This is a genomic window from Paractinoplanes deccanensis (genome assembly GCF_016862115.1).
GTDB lineage: Bacteria > Actinomycetota > Actinomycetes > Mycobacteriales > Micromonosporaceae > Actinoplanes > Actinoplanes deccanensis.
On record NZ_BOMI01000006.1, the window covers coordinates 22,180 to 40,762 of the forward strand.

General features: G+C 72.7%; 17 protein-coding genes. 5 read left to right on the forward strand and 12 right to left on the reverse strand.

The annotated features are described in order from the left end of the window. Positions 1-39: 39 nt before the first annotated feature. Positions 40-777, reverse strand: a complete 738-nt coding sequence (locus tag Ade02nite_RS02230) for an SDR family NAD(P)-dependent oxidoreductase (RefSeq protein ID WP_203759778.1) — start codon at positions 775-777, stop codon at positions 40-42. A gap of 60 nt (positions 778-837) precedes the next feature. Then, positions 838-1,182 carry a histone-like nucleoid-structuring protein Lsr2 gene (locus Ade02nite_RS02235; RefSeq protein ID WP_203759779.1) on the reverse strand — a complete coding sequence of 115 codons (345 nt, stop codon included), beginning with the start codon at positions 1,180-1,182 and terminating at the stop codon, positions 838-840. 249 nt (positions 1,183-1,431) lie between these two features. Here Ade02nite_RS02235 and Ade02nite_RS02240 point away from each other — a divergent pair, with 249 nt between their 5' ends. Then, entirely contained in the window at positions 1,432-2,541 is a 1,110-nt protein-coding gene (locus Ade02nite_RS02240; protein ID WP_203759780.1) for a glycoside hydrolase family 12 protein, read from the forward strand. Positions 2,542-2,620: 79 nt separating this feature from the next. Here the strand turns inward: Ade02nite_RS02240 and Ade02nite_RS02245 are convergent, their stop codons facing one another. From Ade02nite_RS02245 to Ade02nite_RS02255, 4 genes are read right to left on the reverse strand one after another with little or no spacing between them, the layout of a single operon-like run. Beyond that, complete coding sequence (locus Ade02nite_RS02245) at positions 2,621-4,255, reverse strand: xanthine dehydrogenase family protein molybdopterin-binding subunit (protein WP_239168463.1); 1,635 nt, start codon at positions 4,253-4,255, stop codon at positions 2,621-2,623. After that, a complete protein-coding gene (locus Ade02nite_RS48995) occupies positions 4,252-4,689 on the reverse strand; it encodes a hypothetical protein (protein ID WP_239168464.1) in 438 nt (145 codons plus the stop codon). The genes Ade02nite_RS02245 and Ade02nite_RS48995 overlap by 4 nt, the downstream gene beginning before the upstream one ends. After that, positions 4,686-5,633: an FAD binding domain-containing protein gene (locus Ade02nite_RS02250; protein WP_203759781.1), complete on the reverse strand. Its 948-nt coding sequence runs from the start codon at positions 5,631-5,633 to the stop codon at positions 4,686-4,688. The genes Ade02nite_RS48995 and Ade02nite_RS02250 overlap by 4 nt, the downstream gene beginning before the upstream one ends. Beyond that, entirely contained in the window at positions 5,630-6,103 is a 474-nt protein-coding gene (locus tag Ade02nite_RS02255; protein ID WP_203759782.1) for a 2Fe-2S iron-sulfur cluster-binding protein, read from the reverse strand. Before Ade02nite_RS02255 ends, Ade02nite_RS02250 begins: the two co-directional genes overlap by 4 nt. A gap of 62 nt (positions 6,104-6,165) precedes the next feature. Between Ade02nite_RS02255 and Ade02nite_RS02260 the strand changes: the two genes are divergently transcribed. Both Ade02nite_RS02260 and Ade02nite_RS02265 read left to right on the forward strand, forming a co-directional pair. Further along, positions 6,166-7,242, forward strand: coding sequence for an NAD-dependent epimerase/dehydratase family protein (locus Ade02nite_RS02260; RefSeq protein ID WP_203759783.1), 1,077 nt, complete (start codon positions 6,166-6,168; stop codon positions 7,240-7,242). Positions 7,243-7,444: 202 nt separating this feature from the next. Then, entirely contained in the window at positions 7,445-8,857 is a 1,413-nt protein-coding gene (locus Ade02nite_RS02265; RefSeq protein WP_203759784.1) for a glycosyltransferase family 39 protein, read from the forward strand. 23 nt (positions 8,858-8,880) lie between these two features. On the opposite strand, the gene Ade02nite_RS02270 is transcribed toward Ade02nite_RS02265, so the two are convergent. Next, positions 8,881-10,098 carry a glycosyltransferase family 87 protein gene (locus Ade02nite_RS02270; RefSeq protein ID WP_203759785.1) on the reverse strand — a complete coding sequence of 406 codons (1,218 nt, stop codon included), beginning with the start codon at positions 10,096-10,098 and terminating at the stop codon, positions 8,881-8,883. A gap of 27 nt (positions 10,099-10,125) precedes the next feature. Next, complete coding sequence (locus tag Ade02nite_RS02275) at positions 10,126-13,128, reverse strand: putative bifunctional diguanylate cyclase/phosphodiesterase (RefSeq protein WP_203759786.1); 3,003 nt, start codon at positions 13,126-13,128, stop codon at positions 10,126-10,128. Positions 13,129-13,220: 92 nt separating this feature from the next. Between Ade02nite_RS02275 and Ade02nite_RS02280 the strand changes: the two genes are divergently transcribed. Next, positions 13,221-13,862, forward strand: a complete 642-nt coding sequence (locus tag Ade02nite_RS02280; protein ID WP_203759787.1) for a class I SAM-dependent methyltransferase — start codon at positions 13,221-13,223, stop codon at positions 13,860-13,862. Here Ade02nite_RS02280 and Ade02nite_RS02285 read toward each other — a convergent pair. Beyond that, positions 13,846-14,562: an HAD family hydrolase gene (locus Ade02nite_RS02285; RefSeq protein ID WP_203759788.1), complete on the reverse strand. Its 717-nt coding sequence runs from the start codon at positions 14,560-14,562 to the stop codon at positions 13,846-13,848. The two genes, Ade02nite_RS02280 and Ade02nite_RS02285, sit on opposite strands and share 17 nt — an antisense overlap. 1 nt (position 14,563) lies before the next feature. Further along, positions 14,564-15,319, reverse strand: a complete 756-nt coding sequence (locus Ade02nite_RS02290) for an ROK family protein (protein ID WP_203759789.1) — start codon at positions 15,317-15,319, stop codon at positions 14,564-14,566. Positions 15,320-15,398: 79 nt separating this feature from the next. Here Ade02nite_RS02290 and Ade02nite_RS02295 point away from each other — a divergent pair, with 79 nt between their 5' ends. Beyond that, positions 15,399-16,214, forward strand: a complete 816-nt coding sequence (locus tag Ade02nite_RS02295) for an RNA methyltransferase (protein WP_239168465.1) — start codon at positions 15,399-15,401, stop codon at positions 16,212-16,214. Here the strand turns inward: Ade02nite_RS02295 and Ade02nite_RS02300 are convergent. Further along, positions 16,177-17,424, reverse strand: coding sequence for a hemolysin family protein (locus Ade02nite_RS02300; RefSeq protein ID WP_203759791.1), 1,248 nt, complete (start codon positions 17,422-17,424; stop codon positions 16,177-16,179). The two genes, Ade02nite_RS02295 and Ade02nite_RS02300, sit on opposite strands and share 38 nt — an antisense overlap. A gap of 19 nt (positions 17,425-17,443) precedes the next feature. Further along, the gene (locus tag Ade02nite_RS02305; protein ID WP_379035208.1) at positions 17,444-18,349 is read right to left on the reverse strand and encodes a DNA-3-methyladenine glycosylase family protein; all 906 of its coding nucleotides are present in this window, start codon (positions 18,347-18,349) and stop codon (positions 17,444-17,446) included. Positions 18,350-18,583: the final 234 nt, after the last annotated feature.

Genomic DNA, 18,583 nt, shown 5'->3' on the forward strand with positions numbered 1-18,583 from the left:
GAGCCCCCACGGCCCGATCAGCGAGCACCCCCGCCAACCTCAAAGCCGCCCCTTAAGCTCCTTCTTCCCAGCCGCCTTACCCGCATACATCCGGTCCGCCAGGAACGGGAACACGTTCGCCGCCGCCACCGCCGCTCGGTACTTGGCGGGGACGATCACGCGGCGGCGGGGGCGTTTCAGGGCGCTTTCGATGGCCGCCGCCACGATTTCCGGGCCGGGCAGGTTGGCTCGGTTCTTGTTCGCCGCGCCCGCGATGTAGCCGGGTTCCACCAGCGTGATGCCGATGCCCGTGCCGGCCAGTTCGCGGCGTACCGAGTCGGTCATGCCGCGGAGGGCGAACTTCGTCGCCGAGTAGGCGCCGCTGATGCCGACCTCGCCGGCCACCGAGCCGATGTTGACGATGGCGCCGGCGCGCTGCTCCTTCATGATGGGGACCACCGCTCGCATGAGGCGGATCGGGGCCACCAGATTCACCTCTACCATGCCGACCACGATGTCGTCGTCGGACAGGACCGACGCGGCGCCGCCTATGCCCGCGTTGTTGACGAGGCCGTCGATGCGGCCGGTGATGGCGCGGGCCCGTTCGACCAGTGCCGTGATGGCTGCCGGGTCTCGGACGTCGGTGGGGATCGCTACGCCGCCGGTTTCCTCGGCCAGCGCCGCGAGTTTGTCGGCTCGGCGGGCCGCCAGGACGACCGTCGTGCCGTTGCGGGCGAGACGCTGGGCGGTGGCCCGGCCTATGCCGCTCGATGCGCCCGTGACGATGACAACCGGCATGACTGGCCTCCCCGGAAAGCGAACAACGGCGCCGCCGGTGGCCCGGCGGCGCCGTTTTGTTCAGCGCTTGCTGTGGTACGCCTCGACGATGTGGCTCGGGATGCGGCCACGCTCGGAAACCTCGTAGCCGTTCTTGTTCGCCCACTCGCGAATCGCCTGGTTCTGGTCGCGGCTGGCGCGGCCGGTGCTCGCCTGTGCGCCGCGGCGGACCGGCGACGCGACGGCGCTGCGGCCGACCCGGGTGGCCGCGTTCAGGAACGGGTCGAGCGCCTTACGAAGCTTGCCGGCGTTCTTCTCGGAGAGGTCGATCGTGTAGTTCACACCGTCGAGTCCGAACTCGACCGTGCGGTCTGCTTCCCCGCCGTCGAGGTCGTCGGTCAGAAGGGTTATTACCTGCTTGGCCATGGTGTGCCCCGCTCCTACAGCGATGTCATTTGAGTCACGACTATGCGCACGTTCGGCGACGCCGTGAATGTCGATACGGTTTCATTCTGTCCCCCGACCGTTCTCCAGGCAAATTTGCCCCTTCGCATGTCGCATTTCCGCCCCGCGCGGTGACCGGCGGCGAGGCCCCTCTTTTCATGTCTGTGAATGTCCTGTAACGTACGCTGGGAGCGCTCCCATCCCCCGTCCCCTCCCCCGGAGACCGTTGATATGAGACGCATCCTCCGCGCCTGCCTGGCCGCCGGACTGCTCGCCGCGGCCGGCGTGACGGCGTTCGTCACGGCCGGGCCCGCCTCGGCCGACGTCCAGATCTGTGAGCAGTACGGCAGCACCACGATCGGCGGCCGCTACGTCGTGATGAACAACCGCTGGGGCACTTCGGCCCAGCAGTGCATCGACGTGACCAGCACCGGCTTCACCATCACCAGCCAGCAGGGCACCGGCAACACGAGCGGCGCCCCCGTCTCGTACCCGGCCGTCTATTACGGCTGCCACTACACGAATTGCTCGCCCGGCACCAACCTGCCGATGCGGGTGAGCGACATCTCCAGCGCGACGAGCCGCGTCAGCTATCGCTACGTGCAGGGCGCCACCTACAACGCCTCGTTCGACATCTGGCTCGACCCGGCGCCGAAGACCGACGGCGTCAACCAGCAGGAGATCATGATTTGGTTCAACCGCCAGGGATCCATCCAGCCGATCGGCTCGGCGGTGGGCAACGCCACCATCGGCGGCCGCACCTGGCAGGTCTGGCGGGGCAGCAACGGCTCGAATGCCGTCATTTCCTACGTCGCGCCGTCGCCCATCGAGTCCTGGTCGTTCAGCGTCCTCGACTTCATCCGTGACGTACAGAATCGCGGCGCGATCACCAGCTCCTGGTATTTGACGAGCATTCAGGCCGGATTCGAGCCGTGGATCGGCGGCGCGGGCCTCGCCGTGACCGATTTCGCCGCCCAGGTGAACGGTGGAGGCATCCCCACTTCTCCGACGCCGCCGCAGACCTCTTCCTGCCGGGTCACCTATGCCACGAACACGTGGAGCAACGGCCTCACCGCGAATGTCACGGTGGCGAATACCGGCAATGCCGCCGTGAACGGCTGGACGCTCGGTTTCACCCTGCCTTCCGGCCAGGCCATCACCGGCTCGTGGAACGCCGCGCTCACCGGTTCCTCGGGCGCCGTGACCGCCCGCAACGTCGCCTACAACGGCACGCTGGCGCCCGGCGCGAGCACCAGTTTCGGCTTCCAGGCCACGCATACCGGCAACACGGCGGCACCGTCCGCCTTCGCCCTGAACGGCACCGCCTGCGCCATCTCCTGAAACCCTAGACCCGAGCCGCCTCGTCGCCGATTCTCCGGTGCCGGGGCGGTTCGTCCAATTCCAAAGAGTCCAAAAACGATCATAGGCCGGGCAGGATCTTGTCCAACCGCGCCGGCAGATCCCGCACCCGCACCCCCGTGGCATGCCAGACCGCGTTCAGGATCGCCGCCGGCGACCCCACGATGCCGATCTCGCCGATCCCCTTGCTGCCCATCGGGTTGACCGAGGGATCCTCCTCGTCGAGCCACTCCGCCTCGATCGACTCGACGTCGGCGTGCGCCGGGATGTGGTATTCCGCCAGGTCGTGGTTGATCCATTCGCCCATCGCCGGGTCCAGCACCCCCTCCTCGTGCAGGGCCATGCCCATCCCCATCACCATGCCGCCGAGGAACTGGCTGCGGGCCGTCCGCGGGTTCAGGATGCGGCCGCACGCGTACATGCCGAACAGCCGCGACACCCGCACCTCGCCGGTGACGGCGTCGACGCGTACCTCCGCGAAGTGGGCGCCGAAGGCGTGTTTGCCCTCCTTCTCCTGAGCGGAGACGATCTCGGAGCTGTCGAAGACGGCCTCGGTCCCGCCGTTCTCGCGCATCTCCCGGCAGGCTCCGGTGACCGCCCATCCCCACGAGGCGCTGCCGGAGGAGCCGCCGGCCACCGACGCGCGCGGCAGCGTGCTGTCGCCGATGCGGATGCGCACCCGGGAGACCGGCACGCCGAGCTCGTCGGCGGCGATCTGGGTGAGGATCGTGCGGGCGCCGGTGCCGATGTCCGCCGCCGCGATCGCGACCTCGAAGTGGGAGCCGTGGTCGCGCACCCGCGCCGTCGAGGGCTGCGCCATGGTCGGGTAGGTCGCGCCGGCCACGCCCGTGCCGATCCACCAGTCGCCCTCGCGGCGCTGCCGGGGCCGGGGGTCGCGGCCCCGCCAGCCGAAGCGTTCGGCACCCCGGCGCAGGCATTCGACGTAGTGGCGCGACGTGAACGGCTTGCCCGAGTCGGGGTCGGCGGACGGCTCGTTGCGCACGCGCAGCTCGATCGGGTCGATGCCGCAGGCGTGCGCCAGCTCGTCCATCGCGCACTCCAACGCCACCATGCCGGGCGCCTCGCCGGGCGCGCGCATCCACCGGGGCGTCGGCATGTCGAGACGGGCGAGGCGATGGGTGGTACGCCGGTTCGGCGCCGCGTACATGTGCCGGGTCGACACCGCGGTCTGCTCGGCGAACTCGAACAGCCGCGAGCTCTGCGACAGCGCCTCGTGGTCGGTCGCCGTGAGCACGCCCTCGGCCGTGGCGCCGAGCCGGACCCGCTGGATCGTCGGCGTGCGGTGGCCGACCATGCTGAACAGCGCCTGCCGGGGCAGCGCCAGCTTCACCGGGCGGCCGGTCACCTTGGCGGCCATCGCGGCGAGCACCGCGTTCGGCCGGGCCGTGCCCTTGGAGCCGAAGCCGCCGCCGACGTGCTCGGTGACGACGTGCACCCGCTCGGGCGGGAGGCCGAAGAGCTCGCCGACAGTGGCCGCGACGCCGGCCGGGTGCTGGTTGGAGTCGTACAGCACGAGGTCGCCGTCGCCGGACCAGAGCGCGATGGTCGCGTGCGGCTCCATCGGGTTGTTGTGCAGCGCCGGGGTCGTATAGGTGACGTCGACCGACACCGGCGCCTCCGCCAGGGCCGCGGCCACGTCGCCCGACGAGGTCTCCGCCGGGAAGGCCGGGTTCACCTTCTCGGCGTGTAGAGCCCGGGATGATCCGCGCGCAGGACCGCGTCGTGCGGCTCGGCGTCGATCTCGAGGACCACCTCGTGCGCGGCGCGGCGGGCGGCTTCGAAGGTACGGGCGACGACCAGCGCGACGGCCTGCCCGCGATAGCTGATCCGGCCGGACTGGAGCACGGCCAGCTCCGGGTCGGACGCCTCCTCGATCCGGGGCGCGTTGCCGTGCCACAGCACGGCGATCACGTCGTCGGCCTCCACGAGCGGATCCACCCGTACGTCGTCGAGCCGGCCCTTCGGCACGGGCGACTGCACCACCCAGGCGTACGCGAGATCGTCACCGGCCGGATACTCGGCGGCGTACTTCGCGGCCCCGGTGACCTTCTCCGGCGCTTCGAGGCGCTCCAGCGGCTGCCCGACGGCGCGCTGCGTGGTGGTGGTCATGACGTCAGCCCTTCCAGCACGGCGGCAACCACGTTGCGGATCAGGGGGAGCTTGAAGGCGTTGTCCCGCAGCGGCTCGGCCGCCGCCAGCTCCGCGTCGGCCGCGGCGAGAAACGACTCCTTCGTCGCGGGCTTCCCGCGCAGCGCCTCCTCGGCGATCAGGGCACGCCACGGCTTGTGCGCGACCGCGCCGAACGCGAGGCGTACGTCGATCACCCTCCCGTCCGCGACTCGCGCGGCTGCCGCGACCGAGGCCACGGCGAAGGCGTACGAGGCCCGGTCGCGCACCTTGCGGTACGCCGACGGCAGGCCCAGCGGCGGTACGTCGACCGACGTGATCAGCTCGCCGTGGCGCAGCACCGTGTCCCGCGCCGGGTCGTCGCCGGGCAGCCGATGCAGCTCGCGCAGCGGGATGCTCCGCTCCGAGGTGTTGACCACCGCGTCGAGCGCCACCAGGGCGACCGCCATGTCCGACGGGTGGGTCGCCACGCAGTGCTCCGAGGCGCCCAGGATCGCGAGGTTGCGGTGGTCGCCCTCGCGGGCCGGGCAGCCGGAGCCGGGCGCGTGCTTGTTGCACGGCTTGGCCGCGTCCATGAAATAGCGGCACCGGGTGCGCTGGAGCAGGTTGCCGCCGGTGGTGGCCATGTTGCGCAGCTGGCCCGAGGCGCCGGCCAGCAGCGCCTGGCTGAGCACCGGGTAGTCGCGGCGCACCAGCGGGTGGGCGGCCAGGTCGCTGTTGCGCACGCCGGCGCCGATCCGCAGGCCGCCCTCCGGCAGCTCGGTGACCTCGTCGAGGCCGAGCCGGGTCACGTCGACCAGCGCGTCCGGGGTGGCCACGCCGAGCTTCATCAGGTCGACCAGGTTGGTGCCGCCGGCCAGGAACGCCGCGCCCGGCTCCAGCCCGCCCGAGACATCGGTGGCCGTACGGTAGGTGAAGGTCTTCACTGCGCCGCCGCCTCCCGGATGGCGGGCACCATGTTCGCGTACGCCCCGCAGCGGCACAGGTTGCCGCTCATCCGCTCGCGGATCTCGGCGTCGCTGAGCGGGTCCGCGCCGTCCCGGCTGACCGCGCTGGGCCAGCCCCGCGAGACCTCGTCGAGCATGCCGACCGCCGAGCAGATCTGCCCCGGCGTGCAGTAGCCGCACTGGAAGCCGTCGTGGGCGGCGAACTCGCGCTGCACCGGATGGTCGACCCCCTCGATCGTGGTGATCGGGGTGTCCTGCTGGGCGATCGCCAGGATCAGGCAGCTGTTCACCCGGCGACCGTCCAGCAGCACCGTGCAGGCGCCGCACTGGCCGTGGTCGCAGCCCTTCTTCGCGCCGGTGAGGCCCAGATGCTCGCGCAGCGCGTCCAGCAGGGTGGTCCGCGGGTCCACGTCGAGGTCGTGCTCGACGCCGTTCACGACGAGGTTCATGTGCCCGCTTCCTACCCCGGGCGAAGTGGTTCAACCGCGACGCCCCGGGTACCGCGAGGACCATGCGAGTCGTCATCGTCGGAGCCACCGGCAACGCCGGAACAGCCCTCCTGCGCCGTTTGGCCGCGGAGTCCGATGTCGAGGTCGCCGGGGTGGCCCGGCGCCTGCCCGACCCCGTCGGCGCGTACGCGGGGGCGAGCTGGCACTCGGTGGACATCGGGCAGGAGGACGCGACCGAGCGCCTCACCGAGGTCTTCGCCGGAGCGGACGCCGTGGTCCATCTGGCCTGGCAGATCCAGCCAAGCCACGACCAGCGCCTGCTCTACCGGACGAACGTGCTGGGCAGCCGCGCGGTGGCCCGGGCGGTGCTGCGGTCGGGGGCGCGCGCGCTGGTGCACGCGTCTTCGGTGGGCGTCTACTCGCCGGGGCCCAAGGACGCTTTCGTCCGGGAGAACTGGGCGCGCGCGGGGGTGCTCGAGTCCTCGTACAGCCGGCACAAGGCGCTCGTGGAGCGCATGCTCGACGCCGTCGAGTCGGAGCACCCGACGCTGCGCGTGGTCCGGCTGCGCCCCGGGCTGATCTTCCAGCGGGCCGTCGGCACCGAGATCGGCCGTTACTTCGTGGGCCCGCTGCTCCCGGCACGGCTGCTGCGGCCGCAGTGGATCCCCGTGGTGCCGTCGCACCCCGGCCTCCGGATGCAGGCGGTGCACGCCGACGACGTGGCCGACGCGTACGCCCGCGCGATCCTGTCGGACGTGCACGGCGCCTTCAACATCGCGGCCGGCCCGGTGCTCGATCCGCGGGTCGCCGCGCGCGCCTTCCACGGCGTACGCCTGCCCGTCCCCGGCATCGCCCTGGCCGGCGCCGCCGCGGCCTCGTGGTGGCTGCGCCTCCAGCCGATCGACGCGGGCTGGGTGCGGCTGGCGCTGAAGGCGCCCCTGATGTCGTGCGACCGCGCGGCGACCGAGCTCGGCTGGCGCCCCACCCGCGACGCCGTCGACGCGCTCAAGGAGCTGGTGGCCGGCATGGCCGACCGGGCGCACGGCGACGGCCCGCCGCTCTCGGCCGACCCCGCGCTGCCCGGCCGGCTCGGCGGCCTGCTGCGCGGGCGCCTCCCTGGCACCGGTAACCCCTATTAGTCCCAAAGCCCCTCGGCGGGTAGGGGCCTCGATCGCCGTCGCTCTATGATGCAAACCCTGGTCCTTCTGCCATGGAGCGTCACCGATCACCGCCAGCGCCACCCCCACGCACCAAGCGGGCTCACAGATCCCCCGCCAGCGCACGCCGGTCACCGGCGAGGCGCCCTCCGCCGTCGGATCCCGCCGGGCCCCGTCGCCGGCGTTGTCGATCGTCGCGTGGGCGTTGCCGCTGGTGACCGCGTTCGCGCTGGGCGTCTGGCGCCTGACCACCCCCGCGCTGTGGGCCGACGAGCTCGCCACCTGGGGCGCGGTGCGCATCTCCTGGTCACAGCTGTGGCAGCTGTCCGGCACGGTCGACGCGGTGCTGGCGCCCTACTACGCCGCGATGAAGGCGTACGCCGCGATCGCCGGCACCTCGACCGCCGCGCTGCGCCTGCCCGGAGTGATCGCTTTCGTCCTGACCACCGTGGTGGTCCACGCCATCGGCAAGCGCGTCGCCGGCCCGGCCGCCGGCTGCGTGGCGGCGCTGCTGTTCGCCGTCATGCCGGCCACGTCCCGCTACGCGCAGGAGGCACGGCCGTACGCGCTGGTGACGCTCTTCGCCGCGCTCGCCGTCCTCGGCCTGATCCGCCTCCTCGAGCAGCCCTCGGTGCCACGCCTGACCGCCTACGCGGCCACCACCGCGCTGGCCGGCCTCTTCCATCCGCTCAGCGGGCTGTTCCTGCTCGCCGCGCACTTCGTGGCGGTGGCCTGGCTGCACGCCACGAAGAAGACCGACGGCTGGCCCACCACCCTGCGCTGGCTGGCCGCGGCCGTCGTGGGCGCGCTTCCCGCGCTCGCCCTGGCCTGGTGGGCGTCCGGCCAGACCGCCCAGGTCTCCTGGATCCGCCTGGTCGACCTGACCACCCTGCAAAACTTCCCCGCCACCGTGTTCGGCTCCGCCGCCGTCGGCGGCCTGCTGCTCGTGCTCGCCCTGATCGCGGTACGCCCCGAGCCGCCCATGGTCGCCATCGCCGCCACCGCCCTGGCCCCCATCGCGCTCCTGCTCGGCGCCGGCACCCTCATCCCCATCTGGGTCGCCCGCTACGTCCTGTTCTGCCTGCCGGCGATCGCCGTGCTCGCCGCCACCGCCGCGATCCGCTTCGGCACCGCCCGCGCCTGGCTCGCCGTGGCCCTGGCCGCCCTGCTCGCCTGGCCCACCGACCTCACCCTGCGCCGGCCCGACGGCCACGGCCAGGACTCCAAGAACATCGCCGCCGTCATCACCCCCCGCTACCAGCCCGGCGACGTCGCCGTCTTCCCCGACACCCACCGCAGCATCCCGTGGGCCGCCCGCGACATCTACCAGCTCTACCTGCCCACCCCACGCCCACCCGACGTGCTGGCCCAGACCCCGCAACGCCACGACGGCAAGTTCCTGGCCACCGAATGCCCCGGCGCCGCCTGCCTCGGCAACCCGCCGCGCATCTGGGTCATCCGCATGGACAACCCCACCGACCCCCTGCAGGACATGAACCCGGCGAAGAGGACACGCATCAACAGGGCCTACAAAACCGCCGGCCGCTGGCAGAGCGATCTGCTGGTCGTCATCCTCCTGGAACGCAAGACCGGTTAGTCACCATATGCGCACATTGTCGTTCAGGCGGCGACGGCGGGCTCCGGGCGGCGATCGTCGTCCAGGCCGCGCGGTGCCGGAGACGGCGGCGGTTTGCGCAGGCCGGCGACGACCTTGATCACGAGCATGAGGCCGGCAATGGTGATCCAGGCGGTGCCCTTGAACGACTCGCGGAGGGCGGGCTTGCGGGTCGGGAAGTCGAGGCCGTAGATCCGGACGACGGTGGCTATCAGCAGCAGCGACGCCAGCCAGAACCAGAGCGAACGGGCGATCGACCCCGGCACGGCGATGCTCGCCACCAGCATCGGGATGACCAGCAGCGGGTAGTACATGAACGCCGGGCTGAGCACCAGGAACGTGCCGAGCAGCAGGGCCGACGACGTCTCCACGATGCGCAGGCGCTCCTCGCCGCCCTGGCGCCAGCGGAGCACGGCCACCGTGATGGCCACGATCAGGACCACGGCGCGCAGGACGGTGACCACCGGGCCGTCGATGCCGATGCGGGGCAGGACGGCGATCAGCGAGGAGTCGTACGGCTTGGAGAAGTCGTCCTGGCCGTTGAGCAGGAACGGCACCGTCTTGGTGAAGAACAGGCCGGGGTCGGGCAGCAACGCCATCACGATCCCGCTGAGCACGACGGGGATGCCGGCGGCGGCCGCGAAGCCGCCCCAGCGGCGGGCCAGCAGGAAGACCAGGCCGAGCGGGACGAGCATCGGCTTGATCGCGATGGAGACGCCCACGGCGACGCCGGCGAGCAGCCACCTGTTGCGGCTCATCAGCAGCAGGGCCACCGACATGAGGGCCGCCACGATGGCCGTCCAGTTGGCGTTGACCAGCACCAGGTTGACCGGCTCGAAGACGGCCACGATCGCCACGCCGGCGATCCCGAGCCAGGAGCGCATGGAGAAGCCGAACGTCTTGAGCGCCGCCCACCAGGCCACGAGGACGCCCACCGCGAGCACGTACGGGATGGTCCGCATCAGGGTGTGGTCCGTGAACGGCGTCTGCACCAGCGCGAACGGGATGCTCGACGGCGGGTAGAGGAACCGCTTCGACTCGTACGGCGAGTGGCCGGTCTGGAGGTTGCGCACCGCGTCGACGATCAGGTTGTTGTCGAGCGCCCAGAACGTCACGGCGATGCGCCACACCTGTTGCGCGAAGATCGCGTACGCGACGACCACCGCCGGCCAGGGGGCGATCTTGGCGAGGGCGGCCGGCACGGTGCCGTTAGCGGGTTGCATGACGCGGGATCATATGTGGCGGCCGCACTAGGCGATCAACGGGAGCCGCTTGGTCATCTGGCTCAGCGCCTCGGTGCCGTCGACCGGGCTGGAGAACAGGTAGCCCTGGCCCAGTGGGCAGCCCAGCCAGGCGAGCAGGTCGCGGTGGGTCGTGCTCTCGATGCCCTCGGCGATCACCGTCAGGCCGTACTGCCGCGACAGCGCCACCATCTGCTGCACCCGGGCCAGCTGGTCCTGGCTCTGGGCGATGTCGTCGATCGCCGACTTGTCGATCTTCACGACGTCGAGGGGGCGGCCGTCGAGGCCGGGCCCGAAGTAGTCGATCGCGATCCGTACGCCGTGCTCGCGCAGGTCGGCCAGGTGCTCCCAGACGGCCTCGTGCTCCGGCGCCAGCGCGGTCTCGTCCAGCTCCAGCATGAGCGCGTGCGGCGGCACGCCGGCCCGGGCCAGCGCCCGCTTGATCTCGTCGACGAAGCCGGCCTCGCGGAACTGGCGCACGGAGACGTTCACACTCACGTACGGCTGGCGCGACCGTGGCAGGATGCGCCGCCACTGCCCGACCGTGTGCAGCGCCTGCTCCAGCACCCAGCGGCCCATCGGCACGATCAGGCCGCTCTCCTCCGCCACCTCGATGAACTCGGCCGGCTGGACCACGCCGCGGCTCGGGTGGTGCCAGCGCACCAGGGCCTCGTAGCCGACCGGCTCGTCCGTGCCGAGATCGACGATCGGCTGGTACGCCAGCAGGAACAGTCCCTCCCGCGCCGCGTGGTCGAGGGCCGAGCGCAGCTCGAGGCGCTCCACCATCGCGCCGTGCAGGTCGGCCCGGTAGCGGCGCCACTGGTTCTTGCCGGCCCCCTTCGCCACGTAGAGGGCCAGGTCGGCCTGGCGCAGCAGCTCGTCGGCGGTCCCCGCCTCGGGCGTGGTGGTGATGCCGATGCTCGCCACCGCCATGATGCTCGTGCCGTCGTCGAGCGGCACCGGCTCGGCGAGGGCCGCGAGGATCCGCTGGGCGGTCTCCTCCACCGCCCCCGGGTCCTGGACGTTCTCCACCAGCGCGGCGAACTCGTCGCCGCCGAGCCGCGCGGCCGTGTCGTCGGCGCGCAGCGCACCGGCGATCCGGTGGGCGACCGTGATCAGCAGCTGGTCGCCGGCCGCGTGGCCCAGGGTGTCGTTGACCTTTTTGAAGTCGTCCAGGTCGATGAAGAGCACGCCGACGACCGAGCCGTCGCGGGCGCCGCGGTGCAGCGCGTGCCCGAGCCGGTCGTGGAAGAGCACCCGGTTGGCGAGGCCGGTCATCGAGTCGTGGAACGCCTGGTGGATCAGCTCCTGTTCGAGCCGGCGGCGCTCGGTCACGTCGCGCAGGGTCACCACCAGCGCGGCGACGGTCGGGTCGGCGCGCAGGTCCTGCCCCTGCATCTCGAGCAGGACGGGGGTACGGCGGTTGCCCACCGCCCGGAAGTCGAGCCCCTCCTGCATCGCGTCGCCGGCCCGGACCGCGGCGAGCACCTCGGCGAGCCGGCCCCGGTCGCCGGGGTGGATGACGCTGGGCAGCGGGGCGCCGCTCGGGTCGCGGCCGAGGACCGTCGCCGCGGACGGGCTCGCGTACAGGATGCGGTCGTGCTCGTCGACGATGAGGATGACGTCGGAGGTGTTCTGCACCAGGGTGCGGAAGTAGGTCTCGCTGTTGCGGCGGATCACCTCCCGGCTGAGCTCGATCCGCTCCAGGGCGAGCGCGGCCTGCCCGGCCAGCACCTCGACCGCGCGCAGCAGGCCGGGCAGCCGCGGGGTGGGCGCGCCGACGTGCAGCACGCCGACCAGCGAGTCACCGGCCGGCCGGTCGCGCAGCACCATCGGGCAGCGCAGCGCCATGCCGTGCGGGGAGAGCCGCACCGCTACCGCCCAGTCGAGGTCGCCGGTCGCCACCATCCGGGCCGACGTGCCGCCGGCCCGGTCGCCGGCCGCCTCGGCCCGCAGCGCACCCTCCTCGGTGACCGCCATCGCCAGCACCACGCCGTGCGGCGTGTCCGCGGGCAGCAGCTCGGCCACCGCGGTCCGCACGGCGGCGTTGACCTCGTCGGCCGTGTTCGCCGACACCAGGGCCGCGGAGGCCCGGCGCAGCGCCCGCTCCCGGGCCAGCGCCAGCCGGTGGCTCGCCATGATGCCCGCCAGGCGGAGCAGCACGAGCAGGAACGTGACGGCGCTGAGGACCGCGACAACGGTCAGGTCGGGCACCTCGCCGTCGCGGAACATCCGGACCAGCAGCACGGCCGGCGCGGTCATCGACGCCAGCCCGAGCAATGCCAGCCGCGGGCGGGTCAGCTCGGTCTCGGCGGCCGCGACCGGCCGGCTCAGCTCGATCATCGACGGGTGCAGGGCGGCGAGGCCGGCGCCGGCGTAGAGGGCGAAACGGCCCAGGCCGGCCGCGCTCATGTCGAAGGCCAGCTGGTAGCCGACGTCGGCGACCAGCATGACGAAGAGCCCCGCCCCGAGGATCCGCCCGGCGGTGACGGGACGGCCCGCGGCGAGCAGCCGGGTCAGCAGGCCGAGCAGCAGCAGGTCGGCCACGGAGAGGACGACCGCCGTCCAGCCGTGGTCGGCGTGCAGGTCGGGACCGAGGACGAAGCTCCAGGCGAGCAGGGCGACGCCGGAGGTGAGCGTGAGCGAGTCGAGCAGCGCCGCCCGGTCGCGCAGCCCGCCCGTGCGGCGGCGGATCAGCACGAGCAGCACGCCGGCAAGGACCGGATAGCCGACGAGCGCGAGCACGGCGCCCGCGGCGCGCAGGCCGGGAACGAGCTCGGGCGCGGTGCAGACGGCCGTGCCGGCGGCGGAGAGCGCGACGGCTAGCCCGAGCAGGCGCCAGGGCATGCGGTCGGCGGGCTGCCGCAGCCGTACGCCGTGCGCGATCGCCGCGACCGCGGAGAGCCCGGCGACCAGGCGCAGGACGCTCTGCGCCTCGGCGGGCACCAGCACGAACAGGACGGCGATCAGCGCCATCCAGCCACCGAAGGCGGCGGCCCAGCGTGCCGGCATCCTGTCCCAGCCTCCACTCGCACCGACGGTTCTGCGGGCTGCCTGATCGGCCCGGCACGGGGCCACCTGAGCGAAACCGGCACAATCGTGGTGTGCTCCTCGAGTTCATCCGCGGCAACACCGCCCCGGCACCGGTCCCGTTCGTCCCCGAGATCACACTCTACCAGGCGGAGGAGCCGATCGCCCTCTGGGAGAAGACGGAGGAGTCGGGCGGCGAGCAGCCACCGCCGTTCTGGGCGTTCGCCTGGGCCGGCGGGCAGGCGCTGGCCCGGCACGTGCTCGACGACCCCGGCCTGGTGGCGGGGCGCAGCGTGCTCGACCTGGCCACCGGCTCCGGGCTGGTGGCCGTGGCGGCGGCGAAGGCGGGCGCCCGTCCGGTGACCGCCAACGACGTCGACCCGTACTCGCTGGCCGCGGCCGAGGCGAACGCGGCGGCCAACGGGGTCGAGGTGCGGACCGTCGAGGCCGACCTGCTGGACACCGACGACCCGTACGGCGTGGTCCTGGCCGGCGACGTCTTCTACAGCCGCGAGATGGCCGCCCGGGTGCTGCCGTTCCTGCGCCGGGCGGCGGGCCGCGGCAGCCTCGTGCTGATCGGCGACCCCGGCCGGGCGTACCTGCCGTCCGAGGGCCTCGTCAGGAGGGCGTCCTACGACGTGCCCGTGCCGGTCTCGCTGGAGAGCGTGCCGGTGCGGCACACGACCGTGTGGCAGCTGCTCACCGCAGGAGCTTGAGCAGGCCGTAGCCGTCCTCGACCACGTCGTCCGGGCTGGGACCGCCCGGTTCCGCGCTGGTGCGCGGCGACGGCATGAGAATGGCCCGGCCGACGCCGGCGCGGCGGCAGCACTGGATGTCGCGGCGCGGGGTGTCGCCCACGTACCACGCCTCCTCGGGCGGCACGCCGAGCGCGTCGGTCGCGTACCAGATCATCTGCGGGTTGGGTTTGCGCACGCCGGCCTCGTCGCTGTAGATCTGCGCCGCGAAGTAGCCGCCGATGCCCGCCTTGTCCAGGAAGTCGCGGTGCGCGGCGCCCGACAGCGTGTTGCTGACCACCGCCAGCGGGATCCCGGCCGCCGCCGCGGCCTCCAGCATCTCGGGGATGCCCGGCCGCAGCGCCCAGGTGTCCCGCCAGGCCCACTCGTAGGCGAGCTTGCGCACCGCCCCGCGCACCGGCACCTGGGCCGCCGGCGGCCACCCCGGCAGGATGAACCGCTCGAAGACCTCGGCCTGGCTCAGCTCGTCGGGCCAGTCCTCGTCGCGCCAGGCCGCCCACGCGGCGGCGCCCTCGGTGAGCGACCGCTGGATCTCCCCGGGTGGCAGGGCGCCCTTCGTCAGGTTGAAGATGCGCAGGACGAGCCCGGGCGGAGCGCTGCGCTGCGGTGGCGCGTCCGCCAGGACGCCCCCGAAGTCGAGCAGTAGCGCAGCGGGCCGCATGTCAACGAACGGTACCCAACGTCCAGGCTCGCACTCCCCCGACGATGCCGGCCGTGTTGGGCACCACCACGACGTCGTCGCCCATGCGCGCCAGCTGGGTGGGGGTGATGAGGCGGGAGTTGCCGCCGCCCAGATAGACCCGGTCCCAGAGGAAGACCGGCCGCAGCCCCTCGACGACGTTGCGCACCCGCCGCGACCAGAGCGCGTCGCCCAGCCGGCGGCGCTCGTGCTCGCCGATGTAGGTGTCGTAGGACATGCCCCACCGCACCGGCGCCTGCGACATCTCCAGGTGCGGGGCGAGCGCGCCACCGTCGAAAAGGGCGCAGCCCAGCCCCGTGCCGAGGGTCAGCACCAGCTCGCAGCCGGTGCCCGCGACCACGCCGGCGCCGTGCACCTCGGCGTCGTTGAGCACCAGCGTGGGCATGCCGAACGCCTCGGCCAGCGCCGTGCGCGCGTCGAAGCCGCTCCAGGCCTCCACCAGATCGGGATCGACCTTGGTACGGGGACCGCTGCGCGTCACGTAGTGCGGCGTCGCCACCACCACGCCGTGCCGCAGCATGCCCGGCATGCCCACGGTGACCCGGTCGGCGCTGGGCAGCCGCTCGCCGAGCTGCACCAGCGTCTTCACGAAAAGGTCGGGAGGCAGCGGGTACGGCGTCGGGACACGCAACGGCTGCGCCCGCATCGTGCCCGCCTCGTCGAGGACGGACCCCTTGATGCCGCCGCCTCCGCAGTCGATCGTCAGGGTGAAAGCCACGCCGTCAGTTTGCATGGCGGACACCTCCTCGCCTAGCGATTGTGACCCGCGTGTGTGGGGTTGGGTAGGGTCGACGGCCGTGCGCGTAACTACCCGGAATGCCTCCTTCCAGCAGTGGCAGGCCCTGCTCACCAACCGGGCGAAGCGGCACCGCGCCGGGGAGTTCCTCGTGCACGGGGTGCGCCCCATCTCGCTCGCGGTCGACCACGGCTGGGACGTCCGCTCGGTGATCTACCCGGACGACCACTCGCTGTCGGCGTGGGCTCGCTCGATCCTCGACCGCTCCGGCGCCCGCCCGGTCGCCATGGCCCCCGAGCTGTTCACCGAGCTGGCCGACAAGGAGTCCGCCGAGCTGATCGCCGTCGTGGCCGTCCCCGACGTCCCGGAACTGCCCCTCGCCGACGATCCGCACCTGCTCGTCGTCGTGTTCGACAGGCCCTCGACGCCGGGCAACGTCGGCACCCTGATCCGCTCGGCGGACGCGTTCGGCGCGGCGGCCGTCGTGGTCACCGGGCACGCCGCCGACCCGTACGACCCGAAGTCGGTCCGGGCCAGCACCGGCTCGCTCTTCGCCCTGCCGGTGATCCGCGCCGAGGGACACGCCGAGGTGCTGGAGTGGGTCGCGCGGCTGCGCGCCGGCGGCCTGCCCGTGCAGGTCGTCGGCACCGACGAGCACGGCGCTGTCGACGTCGCCGACCACGACCTCACCGGACCCACCGTCGTGCTCGTCGGCAACGAGACGACCGGGCTCAGCACCGCCTGGCGCGAGGCCGCCGACGTGCTGGTCCGCATCCCGATCACCGGCGCGGCGAGCTCGCTGAACGCCGCCACCGCCGCCACGGTCGTCCTCTACGAGATCAACCGGCAGCGGTCGCACGGATCCGCACGCGGGTGATCGCCCGCCCGGTCACCTCGGTCACCTCGGCGGTGAGGCCGGGCAGCGTCACCACCTCGCCCGGGCAGGTCGGGATGTGCCCGAGCGCCTCCAGCACCATGCCGGCCACCGTCGTGTAGTCGCCCGCGGCGTGCAGCCCGAGCCCGGGCAGGTCGTGCACCGGGAACGAGCCGGGCATCAGCAGCGCGCCGTCCGGCTCGCGGACCACGGGCGCCACGTCCCGGTCGGTCTCGTCGTAGATCTCCCCCACGATCTCCTCGACCAGGTCCTCCATCGTGACGATGCCGTCGATCGCGCCGCGCTCGTCCACCACGAAGGCGAGCAGCCGCCGCTCGCCGCGCAGCTGCATGAGCGCGTCGGAGACCCGCAACGTCTCGGGGAGGAAGACGCCGGGCCGGCAGTGGTCGTCGACGGTGCCGCCGACGTCGACCAGGTCGCGCAGGTGCACCGTGCCGATCACGTCGTCCAGCCCGGCCGGGCCGACCACCGGCGCCCGCGAGTGCCCGCCGTCGATGAGCATCCGCAGCGCGTCGTGCGCGGACGCGCCGCTCGGCAGGGTCAGCACGTCGCGCCGGGGCACCAGGATCTCCCGGAGCACCCGGTCGGCGATCTCGAAGGCGCCGCTGATGATCGTCTGCTGCTCGGCCGAGAAGTCCTGCCGCGAGGCGACCATGTCGCGGATCTCCTCGGTCGTGACCTCCTCGCGCTGGGCGGACGGATCGCTGCCGGCGAGGCGTACGAGAAGATCTGTCGACACGCCCAGCAGCCACACCGCCGGCCGCGAGATCATCGACAGGACGTCGAGCGGCGTCGCCACCAGCAGCGCCCAGCCCTCGGCGCGCTGCATGGCGATCCGCTTCGGCGCCAGCTCGCCGACGACCAGGGTGACGAAGGTCAGCAGGACCGTCACGACGAAGATCGCGGCCGGCTCGGCGGCGCCGCCGAGGAAGCCGAGCGGCTCGACGAGCGGCTCGGAGAGCGACACGGCCGCGGTCGCCGAGGCGAGGAAGCCGGCGAGCGTGATGCCGATCTGGATGGTGGCGAGGAACCGGTTGGGGTCGCGCGCGAGCCGGGCGAGCACCTTCCCGCCGCGCGAGCGCCGCTCGAGCCGCTGCAGCTGGCTGTCGCGCAGCGAGACCAGGGCCATCTCGCTGCCGGAGAAGACCGCGTTGACCAGGACGAGCACGAGCACCAGGACGATTTCGCCCATTTGCCCAATTTTAGAGGAGTCAGAAGCGCGCGAAGGACCGGATCGGCATTCGGGGACCGAACTTCGGCGCGCCTATCCCGCCGTGCGCCAGCAGGTCACAGACCCGGCCGCGATGGCCGCGGAACGGCTCCAGCAGCTCCAGCATGCGCGCGTCGGTGCCGCGCGCCTCGCCGGCGAGCGCCCAGGCGACCGTGTTGGGGATGTGGAAGTCACCGACGCTCACCGCGTCCGCGTCGCCGTAGGCCACCCGGACGACCTCGGCGGCGGTCCACGGGCCGATGCCGGGCAGCGCGACCAGCCGCCGGGTCGCCTCGGCGGAGTCGGCGCAGCGCTCCAGCCGGCCGGCCACCAGCGCGGCGCGCAGCAGGGCCTGGGTGCGGCGCTGCTCGACGCCGAAGGGATGGAACTCCCAGTACGACATCGCGGCGATCGCCGCGGGATCGGGTGGCAGCACGAGATCGGCCGGGCCCGGCGCGGGCTCACCGAGGGCCCGGCAGATCGCCCGGTACGACCGGTGGGCCTCCTTGCCGGTGACCTTCTGCTCCAGGATCGCGCGGAGCACCCGCGGGAACACCAGGCCGGTGGCCGGCATCCGTACCCCCGAGAAGGTCTTGGCCAGGCGGGCGACGAGCGGGTGGGCCGCCGCGAGCTCGGCGAAGCCGTCGAGGTCGTCACGCAGGCCGGCGACGGCGTCGGCGCGATCGATGATCCACTCCGCGCCGGGGCCGTAGCCGGTGGCGGTGAGGTCGCGCGTCAGGTGCAGCGTCGCGGGCCCGTCGGGGGTGCGGGCGGCCATCCAGAAGTCGGTGCCGGTGAAGCGGCCGCACGGATCGTGCTTGGGGACCAGCAGCGGGCCGACCGAGGCGCCGAAGTGATAGCGCGGCGGAGGCGTCAGCCGGCGGGTCACCTCGGAGCTCACCGGCAACACTGTACTGCCCGGAACGGGCCGATGGCCCTGACCGCGCTCCCGGTCAGGGCCATCGGAGGGCGACCGGACCCCCGAGTGGTCCGGATCGCCGATGGAGCGAACGTCGCCGTGCACCGTCCATCAGGGGGAAGGACGGCAAGCCGGCGGTGACGGGGGGTCCCGGCCGGGACGTGGGCCATGTCGGTGACCTGGTCCCGGCCGGGTTCAACGCCGGCGTCGCGGCGCCGCTCC

Excerpts from the sequence above, each read along its gene's own strand:
- Ade02nite_RS02260 (WP_203759783.1), top strand. The coding sequence starts at position 6,166 with ATGCGAGTCGTCATCGTCGGAGCCACCGGCAACGCCGGAACAGCCCTC.
- Ade02nite_RS02270 (WP_203759785.1), bottom strand. The coding sequence starts at position 10,098 with ATGCAACCCGCTAACGGCACCGTGCCGGCCGCCCTCGCCAAGATCGCC.
- Ade02nite_RS02300 (WP_203759791.1), bottom strand. The coding sequence starts at position 17,424 with ATGGGCGAAATCGTCCTGGTGCTCGTGCTCGTCCTGGTCAACGCGGTC.
- Ade02nite_RS02230 (WP_203759778.1), bottom strand. The coding sequence starts at position 777 with ATGCCGGTTGTCATCGTCACGGGCGCATCGAGCGGCATAGGCCGGGCC.
- Ade02nite_RS02285 (WP_203759788.1), bottom strand. The coding sequence starts at position 14,562 with ATGCGGCCCGCTGCGCTACTGCTCGACTTCGGGGGCGTCCTGGCGGAC.
- Ade02nite_RS02255 (WP_203759782.1), bottom strand. The coding sequence starts at position 6,103 with ATGAACCTCGTCGTGAACGGCGTCGAGCACGACCTCGACGTGGACCCG.
- Ade02nite_RS02240 (WP_203759780.1), top strand. The coding sequence starts at position 1,432 with ATGAGACGCATCCTCCGCGCCTGCCTGGCCGCCGGACTGCTCGCCGCG.
- Ade02nite_RS02275 (WP_203759786.1), bottom strand. The coding sequence starts at position 13,128 with ATGCCGGCACGCTGGGCCGCCGCCTTCGGTGGCTGGATGGCGCTGATC.
- Ade02nite_RS48995 (WP_239168464.1), bottom strand. The coding sequence starts at position 4,689 with ATGACCACCACCACGCAGCGCGCCGTCGGGCAGCCGCTGGAGCGCCTC.
- Ade02nite_RS02235 (WP_203759779.1), bottom strand. The coding sequence starts at position 1,182 with ATGGCCAAGCAGGTAATAACCCTTCTGACCGACGACCTCGACGGCGGG.